Here is a 19144-nt window from a genome sequence, read left to right as displayed (position 1 = left end):
TGACCGGTCAGTCCAAAAGGATTATGCAGCACCCCTCCACGCCTCGGAAGACGACCTTCGCGTTGCCCGTGCGATCCGGTATCCGTGCAGGTCGGAGGGGATTGTCAGTGGGGTGCCCGACGATGGGTGCAGACGGCGGGCACGCCCTCAGCCGGTGGGTCCGCCCCACGACGACAGGAGGTTCGTCATGGCTGGTACCGCCGCTGCGCGCCGGCACCGGGCCGCCGGCCCCACCCCTTCGTTGACCGGTCCCGCGAGCGATGTCCACCCCGTGCTGCGCCGGGCCACCGCCCCGACCGCCGCGCTCGATCTGCTCACCCAGGCCCATCAGGGGCTGGCGGAGGCCGTCACCCTGGAAACCGCCAACGAGCGCTTCGCCGCCGCCCACCTGGCCGCGCTGCGCACCGCCGCCGCCGTGCTCGCCGTGCGCGGCCGTCCCGAGCCCAGCGCGCGGCGCCGCGCCCGCATCCGCAGCGCCTGGGAGGTGCTGCCCGAAGTCGCCCCCGAACTGACCGAGTGGAGTGCCCTCTTCGCCTCCGGAGCCGAGCGCCGCGCCCGCGCGGAAGCGGGCATCCCAGGGGCCGCGAGCTGCCGCGACGCCGACGACCTGGCCCGCGACGTCGCCCTGTTCCTGCGGATCGTGGAGCGCATGCTGCTGCCGCAGCCCGCGGTCCCGCAGCACACGCTGCCGCGGTAACCAGCCGCCCACCGCGCGGCGTCGGACGCCTGATCGGCCGTGAGGCGCCCGTGCCCCGGCGGGGCGGGCGTCCTCCGCGCGGCCGCCCGCGCCGAGGCACGCCGCCCCGCGCGGCGGCGCCCCTCCGACAAGGCAATAGGCTGGGGGCGTCACGTCAGTCATCGCCGCGACCGCCGCATGCGGTGGCGGCACCGCCGAGGAGCCATCCGCCGTGTCAGACCCGCTGCGCCCCCGCGCGTCCCTCCGTACCGCCGTGGTGTGGGAGGTCCTCAAAGACGCCCTGGACCGCCGGGTCAAGGCCGCCGACCCGGCGGCCGGGGGAGTCCTCGACGTGCTGGACACCGGCGGCGGCACGGGCAACTTCGCCGTCCCGGTCGCCCGCCTGGGACACCGGGTCACCGTGGTCGACCCGAGCCCCAACGCGCTCTTCGCGCTGGAGCGCCGCGCCGCCGAGGCCGGCGTCGCCGACCGGGTGCGCGGCGTTCAGGGCGACGCCCACGGTCTCTTCGACGTGGTCGACCGCGCGGGCTACGACGTCGTGCTGTGCCACGGCGTGCTGGAGTACGTCGACGACGCGGCCGAGGGTCTGGGCAACGCCGTCGCCGCGCTGCGCCCCCAGGGGACCCTCAGCCTGCTGGCCGCCGGGCTCGGCGGCGCCGTGCTCGCCCGCGCGCTCGCCGGGCACTTCACCGAGGCCCGGCACGCCCTGACCGACCCGGCCGGGCGCTGGGGCGCCGGCGACCCCGTCCCCCGCCGCTTCACCGCCGACCAGCTGACCGAACTGGTCACCCAGGCCGGCCTCGAGGTCGGCGCGGTGCACGGCGTGCGCGTCTTCGCCGATCTGGTGCCCGGTGTCCTGGTGGACACCGAGCCCGGCGCCGTGGAGGCCCTGCTTCAGCTGGAGGCGGCCGCCGCCGAGCTCCCCGCCTTCCACGCCGTGGCGACCCAGCTGCACGTTCTGGCCGAGCGCGACTGACGACGACCGACCCGATCAGGGGCTTCGCCCCGTATGATCGGGGGACACCGTCCGGCATGGCGGATCGGCGGGTGGGGAATGCACGTCTCAGCGCCGAATCCACCATGGCGGTAGCGGTGGGTGAATTGGCGCAGAGGGGCGGGTTTCATGGGGGCGATTCCCTGCCTATCCTGAAAGGGTCGCACCCCGGTCGCCCCCCGCGACCGACGAGTAGGAGGACTCCGTGCCGCTCTCGGAGCACGAGCAGCGCATGCTCGAGCAGATGGAGCGAGCGCTGTACGCCGAAGATCCCAAATTCGCCACAGCGCTTGAGGGCAGCGGCCTGCGCACGTACACCCGGCGACGGGTCTACCAGGCGGTCGCGGGTTTTCTGGTGGGCATCGCGCTCCTCATGGTCGGCGTCGCTGTCCAGCAGATCTGGGTCAGCGTGGTGGGCTTCCTCGTCATGCTCGGATGTGCCGTGCTCGCGGTGACCGGCTGGCGCAAGGCGCCCAAGCCCGGTGAGCAGCAGCACGCCGCCGGCGGGCGGGGCGGTGCGGTTCCGGGGCGTCGTCAGGGCCGTCAGCGACGTTCGATGATGAACCGGATCGAGGAGCGGTGGCAGCGCCGCCGCGATGAACAGGGTCACTGACCCGACACGACGTTTCCTGTGGGGCGGGCGCCGACCGGCGCCCGCCCCACACGCATACGCGGCCTCCGCGTCCCTGCCCGTCGCGTGCATGTGGTGATCGCGCGGTCGGTCGCGCGGCGGGCATCTCGCGCTCCGCTGTCCCACGTTGCGCTCCGCTTCCAGGGCTTCCGTGCCCGGGTCGGGCTCCTACGCCCGGGTCGGGCTCCTACGCCTGCGTCGACGTCCGCGCCCGCGTCGGCGCCCGTGCCCTAGTCGGTGTCGGTGCGCGCCCGCGCGCCTGCCGCCCCGGGCACACCCCGCCCCGGGCCGCCCGCGCCGCCGCCTGAGCGCCGCCCAGGGAACGCCCCGCGACCGAGCGCGCGCCCGTCCAGACGCGTGCACCTCCGGTCACCGACGGGCGGACACCGGGCGGCGGGGGACACCCCGGGTTGCGCGTCGGGAGGTCGTCGGATCCGCCAGGGCGGCCGTCCGGCCCGACCTGGCCGCTCCTGCGAGCCGTGATCTGAGGGGTGCGAACGGGGGTCTCGGGCGGCCGCGCACGAGCCTCGACCACCCAGGAGGGGGCGCGCGACCAGGCATTTCGCCCGGACACGCGCCCCGTTCTCAGCCTCGCTGACGACTCGGCCGCCGCAGGAGGGCGGTCAGTCGGGACCAGCGCGGCGCGCCCCAGCCCCAGCGCGCCAGGAACGCGTGCCAGCGCAGCGAGCACGCCCAGACCACTCGCACGGTCGAACGCGGGGCCAGAAGGGCGCCCAGCCGGGCACCCCGGCCCGCCGTGGCCCGCAGGCCGGCCGCCACCCGTCGCACATCGTCGGCGAGCCCGGTCACCGGGCGCGGTCGCGGCGCGTACAGCACCTGCTCGACCGCCTCGGCGACCCGGTGTGCGGCCTCCGCCGCCGCCGTGTCGAGCCTCCCGACCTGGACGACGCGTATGACGGTCATCCGCGAGGTCTCTGCCTCGTCGGGCGCGATGCCGTAGTCCCACGCCGTGTCGATGAGCTCACGCCAGGCGGCGAGGGTCCGCTCGGCGGCGTCCTCGGGGGTGCGCCCGCCGGAGCCCCCCAGCCGACGGGACCGCGTCCGCAGCCGCCAGGCCATGGGCGACAGGGGCACCACGACGACCAGGAGGACCAGCGCGCCGAGCCCGATGACGGTGTGGGCCTCCCAGCCGCCGCCGGCGGCCTCCTCCTCGGGCTCCTTCGTCGCCGGGGCCCCGCAGTCGCCCAGCTTCTTCGCCTGCGGCGAGCAACTGTCCTTGGGGGTCGGCGTCGCCGGGCCCTGCGCGGGAGAGGTCGGCTTCGCCGTCTCCTTCCGTCGCTCGTCATCCTCGGAGGGGACCGGCCGGGTGGTGTAGTCCGGCTGGTTGCCGCGGGTCGGCGTGGGCTCGAAGCGCGTCCAGCCCGCCCCTTCGAAGTACAGCTCGGGCCAGGCGTGCGCGTCCCTGACGCCGACCGAGTACGAGCCGTCCGCCTGCCGGACTCCCGGGGTGAAGCCGACCGCGACCCGGGCCGGGATGCCCAGCGTGCGGGCCATCGCCGCCATCGAGAACGAGTAGTGGACGCAGAAGCCCTCCTTCTGCTCCAGGAACGTGGCGATCGCCTGGCGGCCGCTACCCGTCTCCACCTCGGTGTCGTAACGGAAGCCGCCGTTGACGGCGAACCAGTCCTGGAGCTTGACCGCCTTCTCGTAGGCGGTGCGGCCGCCGGCGGTCACCTCCCGCGCCCGCTCCGCGACGACGGGCGGCAGCGAGTCCGGGACCTCGGTGTACTCCCGCAGCAGCTGGGCGGGCGGCGCCGGAGCCTTGGCCAGCTGCGTGGCCGTGGGCTGCACCTGGAGGCTGGTGACGCGGTAGCTCACGCCCTTGGTGGTCTGGCCGCGGTCACCGACCAGCGTCCGGCCCTCGGGTTCGAACCGCCAGCGCCCCCGGATGTCGACCCGCGAGGCGGGATACGGCAGCGGAAGCCAGGTCTGCGCGTAGTTCTTGGCGGCGGACAGGGAGGTGGTCACCTCGGGCGCGAGCACGTCCCTGGCGAGCCCCGGCGGCTGCGGCAGCGTCGGGGGCACCTCCGTGACCCGCCGCTCCGAGGGCTTCCAGGAGGCGCCGTCGAACTTGTCCAGCGCCACTATCCGCAGATACATGTCCTGCGGAGCCAGCGAGGAGGTGTTGTAGCGCAGCACCTCGCGGTTCTCCGGCTGGTTGAGGCTGTTCTGCAGCGAGACCAGCGGGTTCACCGCGGAGATGGTGCCGCCCCCGTCGCCCTGCCCGCCGCCTGAACCCTGGCGGTCCAGCAGCCCGCCGCCCAGCGAGGGCAGCATCGCGGGCACCGCGAGCGCGATGCCCAGCGCCAGCGCGCCGATCCTTCGACCGGTGCGCACCGGGGCGAGGGCCGGGCCGTCGGCTGCCGGCGCCAGACCGCCGTACGACCGGGCCGGCGCCTGGCCGCCGCCGAAGACCCGGCCCCACTGCGCGAGCCGGTCCCGGCCCTCGGCCAGCAGCAGGAGCAGATAGCCGGCCGCGGCGAACAGGAACCACAGCCAGTCCCTGCCGCCGTCGGCCAGCCCGGCCGCGACCGAGTACAGGGCGAGCAGCGGAAGTCCGGCGGGCGCCGCGCTGCGGTAGGTCACCGCGAGCGCGTCCACCACCAGGCCGATCAGCAGCACCCCGCCGACGAGCATCAACCGGATGCCCTCGGTCAGCGGCGCCGGGATGGCGTACAGCCCGACGTCGTCGCCGCCGTCGGCCAGCAGCTGGCCGAACTCGCGGAACACCCCCGGACCGGGGAGCACGCCGAGGAACGCCTCCCGGCGCGCGAAGACGGCGGTCAGCATCAACAGCGCCACCAGCGCCTGCGCCGCCACGGTCAGCGGCCGTGCCAGCGGCACGCGGCGCGCCACGGCGCCCACCGCGCTCTGGATCGCGAGCAGGATCACCGCCTGCACCATCCAGCCGCGCGCGTCGACCAGCGGCAGCATCGCGGACGACGCCGCCAGCGTCGCCAGGGCTGCGCAGATCGTCAGCCGCACGCTTCCGCTCATGCCGCGCCCCGTTCCACCGGCCTCTGTGCCATGGTCATCGCATCGCCGTCCGCACCCGCGTCGCTCACTGCCAGCCCCCCGTCATGCCGCTCACCGTGGGCGCTCCGGCCCCGGCCTCGGCCTGCCGCCACAGCGCCGCCAGCGGGGTGCCGGGGCCGACCCGCAGCGCCGTCCAACCCGCCTCGCGCAGCAGCTGAAGACGCCGCTGAAGGGGGTCGGAGGCCGTCCCGGCGCCACCCGCCCAGGCGGCGTTGTCCAGAAGGAAGGCCACCGCGCCACCGCTGCGCTGACGCATCCGGGCGACCACGGCGGCCTGCTCCTCATCAAGATCGCCGAGGAACGCTACCAGCAGCCCCTCAGCGCCTCCGCGCAGCAGGTCATAGGCCGGCGACAGCCCCGGCTCCGCCGAGTGGTCCATGACCGCGAGGGCGTCCAGCAGCAGGCCGGCGGTGTCCGCCGACTCCAGGACGGGGCCGGAGAAGCCGCTGCCGCCGTCGGTGCCGGGCACCGAGGCCCCGGTGTCCGTGAGCAGACGCACGGCGTATCCGCGCTGGAGGAGGTGGACGGCGACCGAGGCGGCCCCGGAGACGGCCCACTCGAAGCCCGAGTCCGGCCCCGAGCCGAAGTGCGCCGTCTCCCGGGTGTCCAGCAGCACCGTGCAGCGGGCGCGCTGTGGCTGCTCCTCCCGGCGGACCATCAGCTCGCCGTAGCGCGCGGTGGACCGCCAGTGCACTCGACGCAGGTCGTCGCCGTGGCGGTAGCCGCGCGGGATCACGTCGTCCTCGCCGGCCAGCGCCAGCGAGCGGTTGCGCCCGTCCCCGTAGCCCGCGGCCTCGCCGGCGAGGCGCACCGCGGGGAGCGGCTCCACCCGCGGCACCACCGTCAACAGGTCGTACGAGCTGAAGCCGCGGGTCAGCTCGCACATGCCGAACGGGTCGGTCAGCCGCAGCTGCAGCGGGCCCAGCGGATAGCGGCCGCGCAGGTCGGAGCGGACCCGGTAGGACACCTCGCGCCGGCCGCCGGGCTCCACCCGGTCCAGGACGAAGCGGGGGCGCGGACCGAGCACATAGGGCACCCGGTCCTGGAGCATCAGCAGCCCGGTGGGGAGCCGGGAGATGTTGTCGACGCGCAACTGCACCCGTGCCTCGGAGCCCGCCGGCACCCGCGCGGGGCTGAGCCGCCGGCTGCCCGCCACGCGGCACCGGGTGCGGTAGACCACCGCCACGCACACCAGCGGCAGCGCCGCCAGCAGCAGCCCGACCCGCAGCAGGTCCCCCTGGCCCAGCACATAGCTGCACATCGCGGCCGCGATGCCCGCGGCCAGAAACGAGCGGCCGCGCGTGGTCAGTCCCGAGAGGGCGGCTCGCACCGCCCCCCTGTCGTCACCGCCCTCCGGCGGCGTCCCCCCCACCGACATCACAGCCTCCGCGCGCCCGGCGGCTGTGTGCCGTACTCCACCGGCCCGGCGGGCGGCGGACCGGCCGGGGCGGCGGGCATCGCCGGGGCGCCGAGGGGCGGCGCGGTCAGGTGCGCACCGGCCATCGGCGGCGCGGCCATCGGCGGCTGCTGGTGCTGCGCCACGCGGGAAGCGGAGCTGGGCACCGGCGTGCGGTGCAGGATCTCCGCGACGACCTGCTCGGAGGTGCGCCGGTTCAGCTGGGCCTGGGCGGTCGGCAGCAGTCGGTGTGCCAGCACCGGGACGGCCAGCCCCTGCACGTCGTCCGGCAGCGCGTACTCGCGCCCGGCGAGGGCGGCGGCGGCCTTCGCGGCGCGCAGCAGGTGCAGCGTCGCCCGCGGCGAGGCGCCCAGCCGCAGCTCGGGGTGGTTCCGGGTGGCGGCGACCAGGTCCACCACATACCGCCGGACCGAGTCGGCCACATGGACATGGCGCACCGCGTCCACGAGCTTGACGATGTCATCGGCGTGCGCGACCGGCTTCAGGTCGTCCAGCGGCGACAGGCCGCCGTGCACATCCAGCATCTGGAGCTCGGCCTCGGGGCTGGGGTAGCCCATCGACACGCGCGCCATGAAGCGGTCCCGCTGTGCCTCGGGCAGCGGGTAGGTCCCCTCCATCTCCACCGGGTTCTGCGTGGCGACCACCATGAAGGGGTCCGGCAGCTCATAGGTGTGGCCGTCGATGGTGACCTGGCGCTCCTCCATCGACTCCAGCAGCGCCGACTGGGTCTTGGGCGAGGCGCGGTTGATCTCGTCGCCGATCACGACCTGGGCGAAGATCGCGCCCGGCTTGAACTCGAACTCCTTGCGCTGCTGGTCGTAGATGCTCACGCCGGTGATGTCCGAGGGCAGCAGGTCGGGCGTGAACTGGATGCGACGCACCGAGCAGTCGATCGACCGGGCGAGCGCCTTGGCGAGCATGGTCTTCCCCACGCCCGGGACATCCTCGATCAGCAGATGCCCCTCCGCGAGCAGCACCGTCAGCGAGAGCCGCACGACCTCGGGCTTGCCCTCGATCACACCCTCCACCGACCGGCGGACCCGCTCCGCTGTGGTGGTCAGATCGCTGAGGCTCGCTCGCTCGTCATAGGTCGTCACCCGGCCCTCCTCGGCCCGTTCATCAGGGCCGTCTGCCTGTACCGACCCGGCCCACCCCGAAACGCCGACACGCGCCCCCGCGGTCGCGGGGGCGATGTCTCTACGCATTCTGGCCGTCACCGCGGCATCTCGTCACTCGCCTGTGGATAACCCAGGGAATGCCGAGAGCGCCGCGGTCCGGTCAGCTCCTACTCCGTCACTCCTGCGCGTCGGTCGGCCCGGCGGGGTCGATCTCGCGCAGCAGGCCCGTCGTCACATCGAAGACGAAGCCTCGCACATCATCCTTGTGCAGCAGGAAGGGGGAGGTCCGCACCCGCTGCATGGACTGGCGGACGTCCCGGTCGAGGTCCTTGAACGCCTCGACCGCCCAGGACGGACGCTGGCCGACCTCCGCCTCCAGCTCGTGCCGGAAGTCCTCGGTCAGGTTCAGCAGACCGCATCCGGTGTGGTGGATGAGCATCACGCTCCGGGTGCCCAGCGCGCGCTGGCTGATGGTGAGGGAACGAATGACGTCGTCGGTGACCACGCCGCCCGCGTTGCGGATGGTGTGGCAGTCGCCCAGTTCCAGCCCGAGTGCGGCGTGGAGGTCGAGACGGGCGTCCATACAGGCGACCACGGCGACGCGCTGCACAGGGCGGGCGTCGACCCCGGGGTCGTGGAACTCGGTCGCGTATCGGGTGTTGGCTTCGACGAAACGGTCTATGACCGTGCCTTCCGTGGGGAATGTGCTCACACGGACATCGTCGCTGTCGGTGGAGTGGGGCAGCGGCTGAGGCGCGGATATCGACATGGTTCGAAGGTATGCGGCCAGGTGCGGTTCTGTCGGCTGTGAGGTCGGGCAAACATGGGCAACAAGACCTGTCAGCTCCAGGGTGTGACGTAACCCACACAGGTGGTAAGAGTTCCGCCGAGCGGGTGAGCCCCGGGACCCACAACGGCGGAGGGACGCGCTGGCCAGTTGATTGACCGAGGGGACGAGTGGACTAAAGTGGCGCGAAGTGGGAGGCGTGACGCTCCCCTTGGATTCCGGAAACTCGACGCGCGCGGCGCGTACGTACCTCTCGGCCTCCTCCCGCTCCCGGCCGCCTGACGTCCCTTCCCCGGCGCCAGAACGCCACTTCCCCTTCAGAGCGGGCGGGGACCCGGCGGTACGTGCCGCCGCGCCGGACCCTCAGAAGGGCGCATGAGCAGCAACGCTCTCCACGTACCCGTCATGCTCCAGCGCTGTCTGGACATGCTGGCTCCCGCGCTCGTCCAGCCCGGAGCGGTCGTGGTCGACTGCACCCTGGGCCTGGGCGGGCACAGCGAGGCGCTGCTGGCCACCTTTCCCACCGTCCGGCTGATCGCGCTCGACCGCGACCCGGCCGCCCTCAAGCTCTCCGGTGAGCGGCTCGCGCCCTACGGCGACCGCGCCACCCTCGTGCACGCCGTCTACGACGAGCTCCCCGAGGTCCTCGACCGGCTCGGCGTCCCCAGCGTCCAAGGCGTCCTCTTCGACCTCGGCGTCTCCTCCATGCAGCTGGACGAGGCCGACCGCGGCTTCGCGTACGCGCAGGACGCGCCGCTGGACATGCGGATGGACCAGACGACCGGGATCAGCGCCGCCGAGGTGCTCAACACGTACCCGCCCGGCGAGCTGGTCCGCATCCTGCGCGCCTACGGCGAGGAGAAGTTCGCCAAGAAGATCGTCGACGCGGTGGTCAGGGAGCGGGCGAAGGAACCGTTCACCAACAGCGCCCGGCTGGTGGAGCTGATCCGCGCCGCGCTGCCGCAGGCCGCCAAGCGCACCGGGGGGAACCCCGCCAAGCGCACCTTCCAGGCGCTGCGCATCGAGGTCAACGGCGAGCTGGCGGTGCTGGAGCGCGCCATCCCGGCGGCCGTCTCGGCGCTCGCCGTGGGCGGTCGCATCGCCGTCCTCTCGTACCACTCGCTGGAGGACCGCCTGGTCAAGCAGGTCCTCGCGGCGGGCGCCAGCAACACCGCCCCGCCCGGCCTGCCCGTCGTCCCCGAGCGCTACCAGCCCCGTCTGAAGCTCCTCACGCGCGGCGCCGAGCTGCCCACCGAGGAGGAGGTCGCCGAGAACCGGCGCGCCGCCCCCGCGCGGCTGCGCGGCGCGCAGCGCATCCGCGAGGACGCCCCGTGACGGCGCCCCACCGCGCGACCCCCCGCGGGGCCGCCGGCACCAGACGCCCCGCGGGTACCCCGCCCCGCGCGGCGGGGCTGCCCGCCCGAGCGGTGGGCGGCCTCGCCGGTCGCGTCCGCTTCATGAAGTGGCCCCTCGGTGTCGCGGTGGGGTCCGGCCGCCACCCGGAGGCGTCCACCCGCGCGGTGGGCCTCGCCTGTCGTGTTCGCCTCGTGGAGTCGCCTCTCGGTGTCGCGGTGGCCGGCCGCCACCTGAAGGCGTCCGCCCGCGCGACGGGTGTCGGGGTCGGTGCCCCCGCCCGTGCCCGTGCCGCGCGACCGCCCGTCCCCGTCGCCGGGACTTCCGCCCGCGCGGGCGGCGGCGGAGCCGGGGCCCGCGCCCGTGCGCGGACACCGCGCGCCCATGGGGTGGGGGAGACGCCGTGACGGCGCCCGGGGCCGCCGCGGCCAAGCGGACGCCGTTCGTGTTCCTGGTCGTGGTGCTGCTCGGCTCCGGGCTGATCGCCCTGCTGGTGCTCAACTCGGCGCTCAACCAGGGCTCCTTCGAGCTCAGCCGGCTGGAGCGGCAGGCGACCGAGCTCACCGACGAGCGGCAGGCGTTGCAGCAGGAGGTGGACGAGCTGTCGGCGCCGGACGCCCTGGAGCGCCGCGCCCGTGAGCTGGGCATGGTGCCCGGCGGCAGCCCCGTCTTCCTCGAGCCCGACGGCACGGTGCGCGGGGTGCCCTCCCCGGCTGCCGGCGGCGGCCCCGCGGTGCTCGACGCCCCCGCCGCCGCGCTGCCCGCGGCCCCGTCCGCCACCCCCTCGGCCGCCCCCCGTCCGCTGCCCGCCCCCAGTCCGGCCCCGTCCGTCGCCCCCACCTCGGCGAGCCCCGCCGCGACACCGGCGGCCTCCGGGTCCGCGTCGCCGAACGCGCCCGTTCCGCTCCCCTCGCCGGCCGCGGCCCCCTCCGTCGCGCCGCTCGCCCCCGCCCCGGCCGTGCCCGGAGCGCCCGCCCCCGCGAAGCCCACCCCGACATCCGGCAGGTGACCTCGTATGACGGCCCCGCGAGATCCTCGGCGCCGCGTGCCGCGCCCCGCCCGCCCGCGCGGTGAGGGTGGGGTGGGACGGCCCCGTCAGGGCGCCGCGGGCAAAGGCAGAGGCCCCGCGCAGCGCTCCGGCGCGCGCCCCGCAGCCCGTTCCGACGCGCGCGCCGGCTCCCGTCCCGCGGCGCGCCCCGCGCGGGGAGGCCGGGGGAACCCGCCGCTGCGTCTGGGCAGCCCGCGCCCCCGGCTGCGGCTGGTGAGCCTCGGTCTGACCCTGGTCATGCTGGCCTTCGTGGTGCGACTGCTCCAGGTGCAGGCGGTGGACGCCAGCACGTACGCGGCCAAGGCCAACGTCAACCGCTACATCCCGGTGCGGCTCGCCGCCGAGCGCGGCTCCATCACCGACCGCGCGGGCGTCGATCTGGCCACCACGGTGGACGCCTACGACATCACCGCCGCCCCCGATCTGCTCACCCGTGAGACCACCGGGATCGACGACGCCCCGCGGCGGGCGGCGTCGCTGCTGGCGCCGATCCTGGGCGAGAACCAGGCCGCCCTGGAGGAGAAGCTCACCGCCAATCCGAAGTCCAAGTACGTCGTCCTGGCGCGCCAGCAGACGCCCCAGGTCTGGAAGCAGATCAAGGACCTCAAGAGCGCCCTCGCCGACAAGGAGAGCGAGCGCAAGGGCGTGAACGTGCTGGCCGGCATCAACCGGGAGGCGCACAGCAAGCGGGTGTACCCCAACGGCGACCTGGCCGCCGGGATACTGGGCTTCGTCAACGCCCAGGGCAAGGGCTCCGCGGGCGTCGAGCAGCTGCTCGACGCCCGGCTGGCGGGCAAGGACGGCAAGCGGGTCTACGCCCAGTCCGGCGGCCGCCAGGTCCCCACCGGAGACCTCGAGGAGCAGCCCGCGGTCCCCGGCGCCGACGTCGAGCTGACGCTCGACCGCGACATCCAGTGGGCCGCCCAGAGCGCCATCAGCAAGCAGGTCGCCGACTCCCGCGCGGACCGTGGATACGTCGTGGTCCAGGACACCCGCACCGGACAGATCCTGGCCCTGGCCAACGCCCCCGGGTTCGACCCGAACGACATCAGGGCGGCCGACGCCGAGGCCCTGGGCAACGCGGCGCTCACCGACGCGTACGAGCCCGGCAGCGTCAGCAAGGTGATGTCGATGGCCGCCGTCCTGGAGGAGCGCGCCGCCACCTGGAACACCCCCGTCGTGGTGCCCAACCGGCTGCCCCGCGCGGACCGCGCCTTCGCCGACGACATCGACCACGCCACCTGGCACCTCACGCTCAACGGCGTGCTCGCGAAGTCCAGCAACATCGGCACGATCCTCGCCACCGAGCAGCTGGGCAAGACCCGCGCCCGGGCCAACCAGGTGCTCTACTCCTACCTGCGCAAGTTCGGCGTCGGCCGGCCGACCGGGCTCGGCTTCCCGGGGGAGACCCCGGGCATCCTCGCCAAGCCGGGCGACTGGAGCGACTCCCAGCAGTACACGATCCCCTTCGGGCAGGGCCTGTCGCTCAACGCCGTACAGCCGGCCTCCGTCTACTCCACCATCGCCAACGGCGGCGAGCGGGTGGCGCCGAGCCTGGTGCGGGGCACCAGGGGCCCCGACGGCACCTTCCGGGCCGCTCCCGAGCCCGCCAGGAGCCGGGTGGTGAGCAGGGAGACCGCCGAGACGCTCGCCAAGATGCTGGAGTCCGTGGTCGACGACCGGGAGGGCACCGGCGCCAAGGCCAAGATCCCCGGCTATCGCGTCGCCGGCAAGACCGGCACCTCCAACCGGGTGGACCCCAAGACCGGCCGCTACCACGGCTACACCGCCTCCTTCGCCGGCTTCGCCCCCGCCGACCAACCCCGGGTGACCGTCTACTGCGCGGTGCAGAACCCGACCAAGGGCAGCTACTTCGGCGGTCAGGTCTGTGGGCCGGTCTTCAAGCAGGTGATGGAGTTCGCTCTCAAGACGCTGCGGGTCGCGCCCTCCGGTAAGCCCCCGGCGCGGCTTCCGGTGAGCTACACGCCCGGTGCCTGAGCGGACGCCGCCGTGACAACGATCACGCCGGATCCCTGGAACCACGGGGTCCGGCGCGCTCCCGCGCGGACCTTGTTTCGCCCGCACCCCGGTCCGCCCGGTACGCTCACCGCCGTGCCCCACGCTGATCAGTCCCAAACCACCCAGAAGGACGCCTCCCCGGCCTACCCGGGAGCGCCGCGTCCCCGCCAGGTCCGCTCCACCTCACTGGCGGAGCTCGCCGATCAGCTGGGCGTCGGGTCCCCAGAACCCGCCGGCGGGCCGATCACCGGGATCACCCACGACTCGCGCGCGGTGCGCCCCGGCGACCTGTACGCGGCGCTGCCCGGCGCCCGCATGCACGGCGCCGACTTCGCCACCCAGGCCGCCGACCTCGGCGCCGCGGCGATCCTGACCGACCCGGCGGGTGCCGACCGCGCGGCCGCCACCGGGCTGCCCGTCCTGGTCGTCGACGACCCGCGCGGCCGCATGGGCGCCCTCGCCGTCACGATCTACGGCGCGCCCGGCCACGAGCTGCTCCAGATCGGGATCACCGGCACCTCCGGCAAGACCACCACCGCGTACCTCATCGAGGGCGGCCTGCGCGCCGCCGAGCGGGCGCGCGGCGCGGACGGCGGGATGACGGGGCTCATCGGCACCGTCGAGTCCCGCATCGGCGACGAGCGGTTGAAATCGGAGCGCACCACGCCCGAGGCCACCGATCTGCAGGCGCTGTTCGCGGTGATGCGCGAGCGCGGCGTCGGCTCGGTCGTCATGGAGGTCTCCAGCCACGCGCTGGTCCTCGGCCGGGTCGACGGCTGCGTCTTCGACGTCGCCGTCTTCAACAACCTCAGCCCGGAGCACATGGAGTTCCACTCCGGCATGGAGGACTACTTCCAGGCCAAGGCGCAGCTGTTCACCAAGGCCCGCAGCCAGGCCGGCGTGATCAACTACGACGACGAGTACGGCAAGCGCCTGGTCGGGATCTCGGAGGTCCCGGTCACCACCTTCTCCGCCGAGGGCCACCCGGACGCCGACTGGCGCGCCACCGACGTGGAGGTCGGCCCGCTCGGCTCCACCTTCACCGTCCTCGGCCCCGACGGCCGCTCCGTGCGCGCCGCCGCGCCGATCCCCGGGCCCTTCAACGTGGCCAACGCCCTCGCCGCGATCACCGCGCTGGTGGTCGCCGGGGTGGACCCGCAGACCGCCGCCGACGGCGTCGCCGCCGTGCCCGGCGTGCCCGGTCGCCTGGAGCGCGTCGACGCCGGCCAGCCGTACCTCGCCGTGGTGGACTACGCCCACAAGACCGACGCCGTCGAATCGGTCCTGCGCGCCCTGCGCAAGGTCACCAAGGGCCGGCTGCACGCCGTCCTGGGCTGCGGCGGCGACCGCGACCAGACCAAGCGCGCCCCCATGGGCGCCGCCCTCGCGCGGTACGCCGACACGGCCGTGCTGACCTCCGACAACCCCCGCTCCGAGGACCCGCTGGCGATCCTCGCCGCCATGCTCGCCGGCGCCGCCGAGGTGCCCGCCCACGAGCGCGGCGAGGTGCTGGTCGACGCCGACCGCGCGGCCGCGATCGCCGCCGCCGTGGCCCGTGCCCAGCCCGACGACACCGTCCTCGTCGCCGGCAAGGGGCACGAGCAGGGCCAGGACATCGCCGGGGTGGTCCGGCCGTTCGACGACCGTCGGGTGCTGCGGGAGGCGATCGAGCGCTCCCGTGCGGGCACCGGGTCCGTCGACGCCGGCGCCGCCCCCGCTGTCGCCGAGTCGGCCGGCCAGGCCGACACCGAAGAGCCCCCCACCCCTTCCTCGCACCGTCACGACCAGGGATGACAGACCGACATGCGCGCACCAGCCGCCACCAGGCAGCTCTCGTGTACCGCCGGAGGTGACCAGTGATCGCACTGTCCCTCGCCGAGATCACCAGCCTCGTCGGCGGCCGGCCGTACGACATACCGGACCCGGAGGCGCAGGTCACCGGGCCGGTCGTCATCGACTCCCGCGAGGTGCGGCCAGGCAGCCTGTTCGCCGCCCTGCCCGGCGACCGCGTCGACGGCCATGACTTCGCCCACCGCGCCGTCGAGGCGGGCGCGACGGCCGTGCTGGCCTCCCGCCCCGTCGGCGACGCGGAGCACCCCGTCCCGGTGATCGTCGTCGACGACGTCGTCGCGGCGCTGGGCGCGCTCGCGCGCGGCATCGTGGACCGCCTGGGCACCACCGTCGTCGCGCTCACCGGCTCGGCGGGCAAGACCAGCACCAAGGACCTGATCGCCCAGCTGCTGGAGCGTCTCGGCCCGACCGTGTGGCCGCCCGGCTCCTTCAACAACGAGATCGGTCTGCCGCTGACCGCGCTGCGCGCCGACGCCGACACCCGGCACCTCGTGCTGGAGATGGGCGCCCGCGGCATCGGCCACATCGACTACCTCACGCGGCTCACCCCGCCGCGGATCGGCGTGGTGCTCAACGTGGGCACCGCGCACCTCGGGGAGTTCGGCGGCCGCGAGCAGATCGCCGCGGCCAAGGGCGAGCTGGTCGAGTCGCTGCCCGCCGCGGACGCGGGCGGGGTGGCCGTGCTCAACGCCGACGACCCGCTGGTCCGCGCCATGGCGTCCCGCACGAAGGCCCGTACCGTGCTCTTCGGTGAGGCCGAGGACGCCGCCGTGCGTGCCGAGAATGTCCGGCTCACGGCGGAAGGCCGGCCTGCCTTCACGCTTCACACCCCCACCGGGTGCAGCGACGTGACCTTGCGCCTGTACGGTGAGCACCACGTGTCGAACGCGCTCGCCGCGGCCGCCGTCGCCCATGAGTTGGGCATGCCCGTCGACGAGATCGCCAAGGCGCTCTCCGAGGCGGGACAGCTCTCCCGCTGGCGTATGGAGGTCACCGAGCGCGCGGACGGCGTGACGGTCGTCAACGACGCCTACAACGCGAACCCCGACTCCATGCGAGCCGCGCTGCGCGCGCTGGTCGCCATGGGCAAGGCCGGCGAGGCCCGGGGGGGTCGTACGTGGGCGGTGCTGGGCCAGATGGCCGAGCTGGGCGAGGAGTCACTCGCCGAGCACGACGCGGTCGGGCGGCTGGCCGTCCGGCTCAACGTCAGCAAGCTCGTGGCGGTCGGCGGCCAGGAGGCCGCCTGGCTCGACATGGGCGCCAAGAACGAGGGTTCGTGGGGTGAGGAGTCGGTGCACGTGTCCGACGTGCGTGCGGCGGTCGACCTGTTGCGCAGTGAGCTGCGACCGGGGGACGTCGTGCTGGTGAAGGCATCCAGGGCGGTGGGTCTGGAGCGCGTCGCGCAGGCGCTGCTCGAAACTGAGGGCGAGGTCGCCGGCCGATGGGCATGAGGCAGATCCTCTTCTCCGGAGCCATCGGGCTCTTCCTGACCCTGATCGGCACGCCGCTGCTGATCAAGCTGCTGGCGCGCAAGGGGTACGGGCAGTTCATCCGCGACGACGGCCCGCGCACCCATGGCAGCAAGAAGGGGACGCCCACCATGGGTGGCATCGCCTTCATCCTGGCCACGATCATCGCCTACGCCCTGACGAAGGTGATCACCTCCAGCGAGCCGACCTTCTCCGGTGTGCTGGTGCTGTTCCTGTTCGCGGGCATGGGCCTGGTCGGCTTCCTGGACGACTACATCAAGATCGTCAAGCAGCGCAGCCTGGGCCTGCGGGCCAAGGCGAAGATGGCCGGACAGCTGATCGTCGGTATCGCCTTCGCGATCCTGTCGCTCAACTTCGCGGACAGCCGGAACCAGACTCCGGCCTCCGACCGGCTCTCCTTCACCCAGGACTTCGGCTGGCAGATCGGCCCGGTGATCTTCGCGATCTGGGCGCTGTTCATGATCCTGGCGATGTCCAACGGCGTGAACCTCACCGACGGCCTCGACGGCCTGGCCACCGGTGCCTCGGTGATGGTCTTCGGCGCGTACACCTTCATCGGCGTCTGGCAGTACCAGGAGTCCTGCGCGAACCAGATCACCGCCGGCCCCGGCTGTTACGAGGTGCGCGACCCGCTCGACCTGGCCGTGGTCGCCTCGGCCCTGATGGGTGCCTGCTTCGGCTTCCTGTGGTGGAACACCTCGCCCGCCAAGATCTTCATGGGCGACACCGGTTCGCTCGCGCTCGGCGGCGCGCTCGCGGGTCTGGCGATCTGCTCCCGCACCGAGCTGCTGCTGGCGATCCTGGGCGGTCTGTTCGTCCTGATCACCATGTCCGTGGTCATCCAGGTCGGCTCCTTCCGGCTCACCGGCCGACGGGTCTTCCGGATGGCGCCACTCCAGCACCACTTCGAGTTGAAGGGGTGGAGTGAGGTCCTGGTCGTGGTCAGATTCTGGATCATTCAGGGCATGTGCGTCATCGTGGGACTGGGCATCTTCTACGCGGGCTGGCGGGCCAACAAGTGACGCTGGACTTCACGGGCAAGCACGTCACGGTCGCCGGGCTCGGAGTCTCCGGGATCCCGGCGGCCCGGGTGCTGCACGACCTCGGCGCCGACGTGACGGTCGTCAACGACGGCGACGACGAGCGGGCGCGCGCCCAGGCCGCCGAGCTGGAGGTCTGGGCCGCGCGGCGACGCTCCGGGGCGGAGGGTGCGGACGGCTCGGACCGGGCGGGCCTCACCGTCCGGCTCGGCGACGGCGACACCCTGCCCGAGGGCACCGACCTGGTCGTCACCACCCCGGGCTGGCGGCCGGACAAGCCGCTGTTCCAGGCCGCCGCCGCGGCGGGCGTGGAGATCTGGGGCGACGTGGAGCTGGCCTGGCGGCTGCGGGGGGCCGACGCCGCCCCGTGGCTGGCGGTCACCGGCACCAACGGCAAGACCACCACCGTGCAGATGCTGGCCTCCATCCTGGAGGCCGCCGGGCTGCGCACCGCCGCGGTCGGCAACATCGGCGTCTCGCTGCTGGACGTGGTGCTCGGGGACACCCCGTACGACGTGCTGGCCGTGGAGCTGTCCAGCTACCAGCTGCACTGGGCGCCCTCGCTGCGCGCCCACTCCGCCGCTGTCCTCAACCTCGCCCCCGACCACCTCGACTGGCACGGCTCCATGGCGGCCTACGCCGCCGACAAGGGCCGGATCTACGAGGGCAACACGGTGGCGTGCGTCTACAACGTGGCGGACCCGGCCACCGAGGACCTGGTGCGCGAGGCCGACGTGGAGGAGGGCTGCCGGGCGATCGGCTTCACCCTCGGCCCGCCCGGCCTCTCCCAGCTGGGCGTCGTCGACGGCATCCTGGTCGACCGGGCCTTCGTCCCCAACCGCCAGAAGCAGGCGCAGGAGCTCGCCGAGGTCTCCGACGTGCAGCCGTCCGCGCCGCACAACATCGCCAACGCGCTGGCGGCGGCGGCCCTGGCGCGCGCCTTCGGCGTGCCCCCGACGGCCGTACGGGACGGGCTGCGGGCCTTCCGGCCCGACGCGCACCGCATCGCGCACGTCGCCGACGTGGACGGCGTCTCCTACGTCGACGACTCCAAGGCCACCAACACCCACGCCGCCCAGGCGTCGTTGGCCGCCTACGAGTCCATCGTGTGGATCGCCGGCGGCCTCGCCAAGGGCGCCACCTTCGACGAGCTCGTCACGGCCTCCGCGGGTCGGCTGCGCGGCGCCGTCCTCCTGGGCGCCGACCGCGAGCTGATCCGCGAAGCGCTCGCGCGACACGCGCCGGATGTCCCGGTCGTGGACCTCGACCGGACCGACACTGGGGCGATGGCGGCGGCCGTCCAGGAGGCGGCTCGGCTCGCCGAGCGGGGCGACACGGTCCTCCTGGCCCCCGCCTGCGCCTCGATGGACATGTTCGTCAACTACAACGCGCGGGGCGACGCCTTCGCCGCGGCCGTTCGCGACCTGGCCCCCGGCCCGGCCACGGGCGGTAACTGACCCGCCGGCCCCGCGCGAGGACCGCTCGCGCGGGGATGCTGGAGGGATAGCCGACATGAGCCCTGAAGAGCCCGCGGCCGGCCCGGCCCGCGCTCCGCGCGGTGCGGGGGATCCCCCCACCCCCGCGCGGGAGCCGGGGACCGGCGCCGTCGCGCGGGCGGCCCGTCGGGTGGGGGCCGACGTCC

The 19144-nt window shown here is 74.1% G+C and carries 14 protein-coding genes; 10 read left to right on the top strand and 4 right to left on the bottom strand.

What is annotated here, in order from left to right:
* Positions 1 to 187 precede the first annotated feature (187 nt).
* The 3 genes from CD790_RS20415 to CD790_RS20405 all read left to right on the top strand — a co-directional run bounded on the left by CD790_RS20415 (position 188) and on the right by CD790_RS20405 (position 2304).
* Positions 188 to 697, top strand: a complete 510-nt coding sequence (locus CD790_RS20415; protein WP_144384720.1) for an SAV_6107 family HEPN domain-containing protein — start codon at positions 188 to 190, stop codon at positions 695 to 697.
* Between the two features lie 211 nt (positions 698 to 908).
* Positions 909 to 1673 (top strand): methyltransferase, encoded by a 765-nt coding sequence (locus CD790_RS20410; RefSeq protein WP_144384719.1) that lies wholly within the window; start codon positions 909 to 911, stop codon positions 1671 to 1673.
* Positions 1674 to 1896: 223 nt separating this feature from the next.
* The gene (locus CD790_RS20405) at positions 1897 to 2304 is read left to right on the top strand and encodes a DUF3040 domain-containing protein (protein WP_144384718.1); all 408 of its coding nucleotides are present in this window, start codon (positions 1897 to 1899) and stop codon (positions 2302 to 2304) included.
* 603 nt (positions 2305 to 2907) lie between these two features.
* Here the strand turns inward: CD790_RS20405 and CD790_RS20400 are convergent.
* The 4 genes from CD790_RS20400 to CD790_RS20385 all read right to left on the bottom strand — a co-directional run bounded on the left by CD790_RS20400 (position 2908) and on the right by CD790_RS20385 (position 8683).
* Positions 2908 to 5340 carry a DUF3488 and transglutaminase-like domain-containing protein gene (locus CD790_RS20400; protein WP_144384717.1) on the bottom strand — a complete coding sequence of 811 codons (2433 nt, stop codon included), beginning with the start codon at positions 5338 to 5340 and terminating at the stop codon, positions 2908 to 2910.
* A 64-nt stretch (positions 5341 to 5404) separates the two neighbouring features.
* Entirely contained in the window at positions 5405 to 6757 is a 1353-nt protein-coding gene (locus CD790_RS20395; RefSeq protein ID WP_144384716.1) for a DUF58 domain-containing protein, read from the bottom strand.
* Positions 6757 to 7893, bottom strand: coding sequence for a MoxR family ATPase (locus CD790_RS20390; RefSeq protein WP_144384715.1), 1137 nt, complete (start codon positions 7891 to 7893; stop codon positions 6757 to 6759). Before CD790_RS20390 ends, CD790_RS20395 begins: the two co-directional genes overlap by 1 nt.
* Positions 7894 to 8089: 196 nt before the next feature.
* Entirely contained in the window at positions 8090 to 8683 is a 594-nt protein-coding gene (locus CD790_RS20385; RefSeq protein ID WP_144384714.1) for a carbonic anhydrase, read from the bottom strand.
* Between the two features lie 393 nt (positions 8684 to 9076).
* On the opposite strand from CD790_RS20385, the gene rsmH reads away from it, so the two are divergent.
* The 7 genes from rsmH to murD all read left to right on the top strand — a co-directional run bounded on the left by rsmH (position 9077) and on the right by murD (position 18959).
* Positions 9077 to 10036, top strand: a complete 960-nt coding sequence (gene rsmH / locus CD790_RS20380; RefSeq protein WP_144384713.1) for a 16S rRNA (cytosine(1402)-N(4))-methyltransferase RsmH — start codon at positions 9077 to 9079, stop codon at positions 10034 to 10036.
* 421 nt (positions 10037 to 10457) lie between these two features.
* A complete protein-coding gene (locus CD790_RS20375; protein ID WP_144384712.1) occupies positions 10458 to 11063 on the top strand; it encodes a septum formation initiator family protein in 606 nt (201 codons plus the stop codon).
* Positions 11064 to 11069: 6 nt separating this feature from the next.
* A complete protein-coding gene (locus CD790_RS20370; protein ID WP_144384711.1) occupies positions 11070 to 13100 on the top strand; it encodes a penicillin-binding protein 2 in 2031 nt (676 codons plus the stop codon).
* A 12-nt stretch (positions 13101 to 13112) separates the two neighbouring features.
* Entirely contained in the window at positions 13113 to 14915 is a 1803-nt protein-coding gene (locus CD790_RS20365) for a UDP-N-acetylmuramoyl-L-alanyl-D-glutamate--2,6-diaminopimelate ligase (RefSeq protein WP_144384710.1), read from the top strand.
* 62 nt (positions 14916 to 14977) lie between these two features.
* A complete protein-coding gene (murF, locus tag CD790_RS20360) occupies positions 14978 to 16423 on the top strand; it encodes a UDP-N-acetylmuramoyl-tripeptide--D-alanyl-D-alanine ligase (protein ID WP_144384709.1) in 1446 nt (481 codons plus the stop codon).
* Positions 16420 to 17484: a phospho-N-acetylmuramoyl-pentapeptide-transferase gene (gene mraY, locus CD790_RS20355; protein ID WP_144384822.1), complete on the top strand. Its 1065-nt coding sequence runs from the start codon at positions 16420 to 16422 to the stop codon at positions 17482 to 17484. Before murF ends, mraY begins: the two co-directional genes overlap by 4 nt.
* Before the next feature lie 2 nt (positions 17485 to 17486).
* Complete coding sequence (murD, locus tag CD790_RS20350) at positions 17487 to 18959, top strand: UDP-N-acetylmuramoyl-L-alanine--D-glutamate ligase (RefSeq protein ID WP_144384823.1); 1473 nt, start codon at positions 17487 to 17489, stop codon at positions 18957 to 18959.
* Positions 18960 to 19144 lie beyond the last annotated feature (185 nt).

Source organism: Streptomyces sp. SAJ15 (genome assembly GCF_007595705.1).
Classification (GTDB): domain Bacteria; phylum Actinomycetota; class Actinomycetes; order Streptomycetales; family Streptomycetaceae; genus Streptomyces.
The sequence above is the reverse complement of the archived record's forward strand: the minus strand, read 5'-3'. Positions and strand labels throughout refer to the sequence as shown.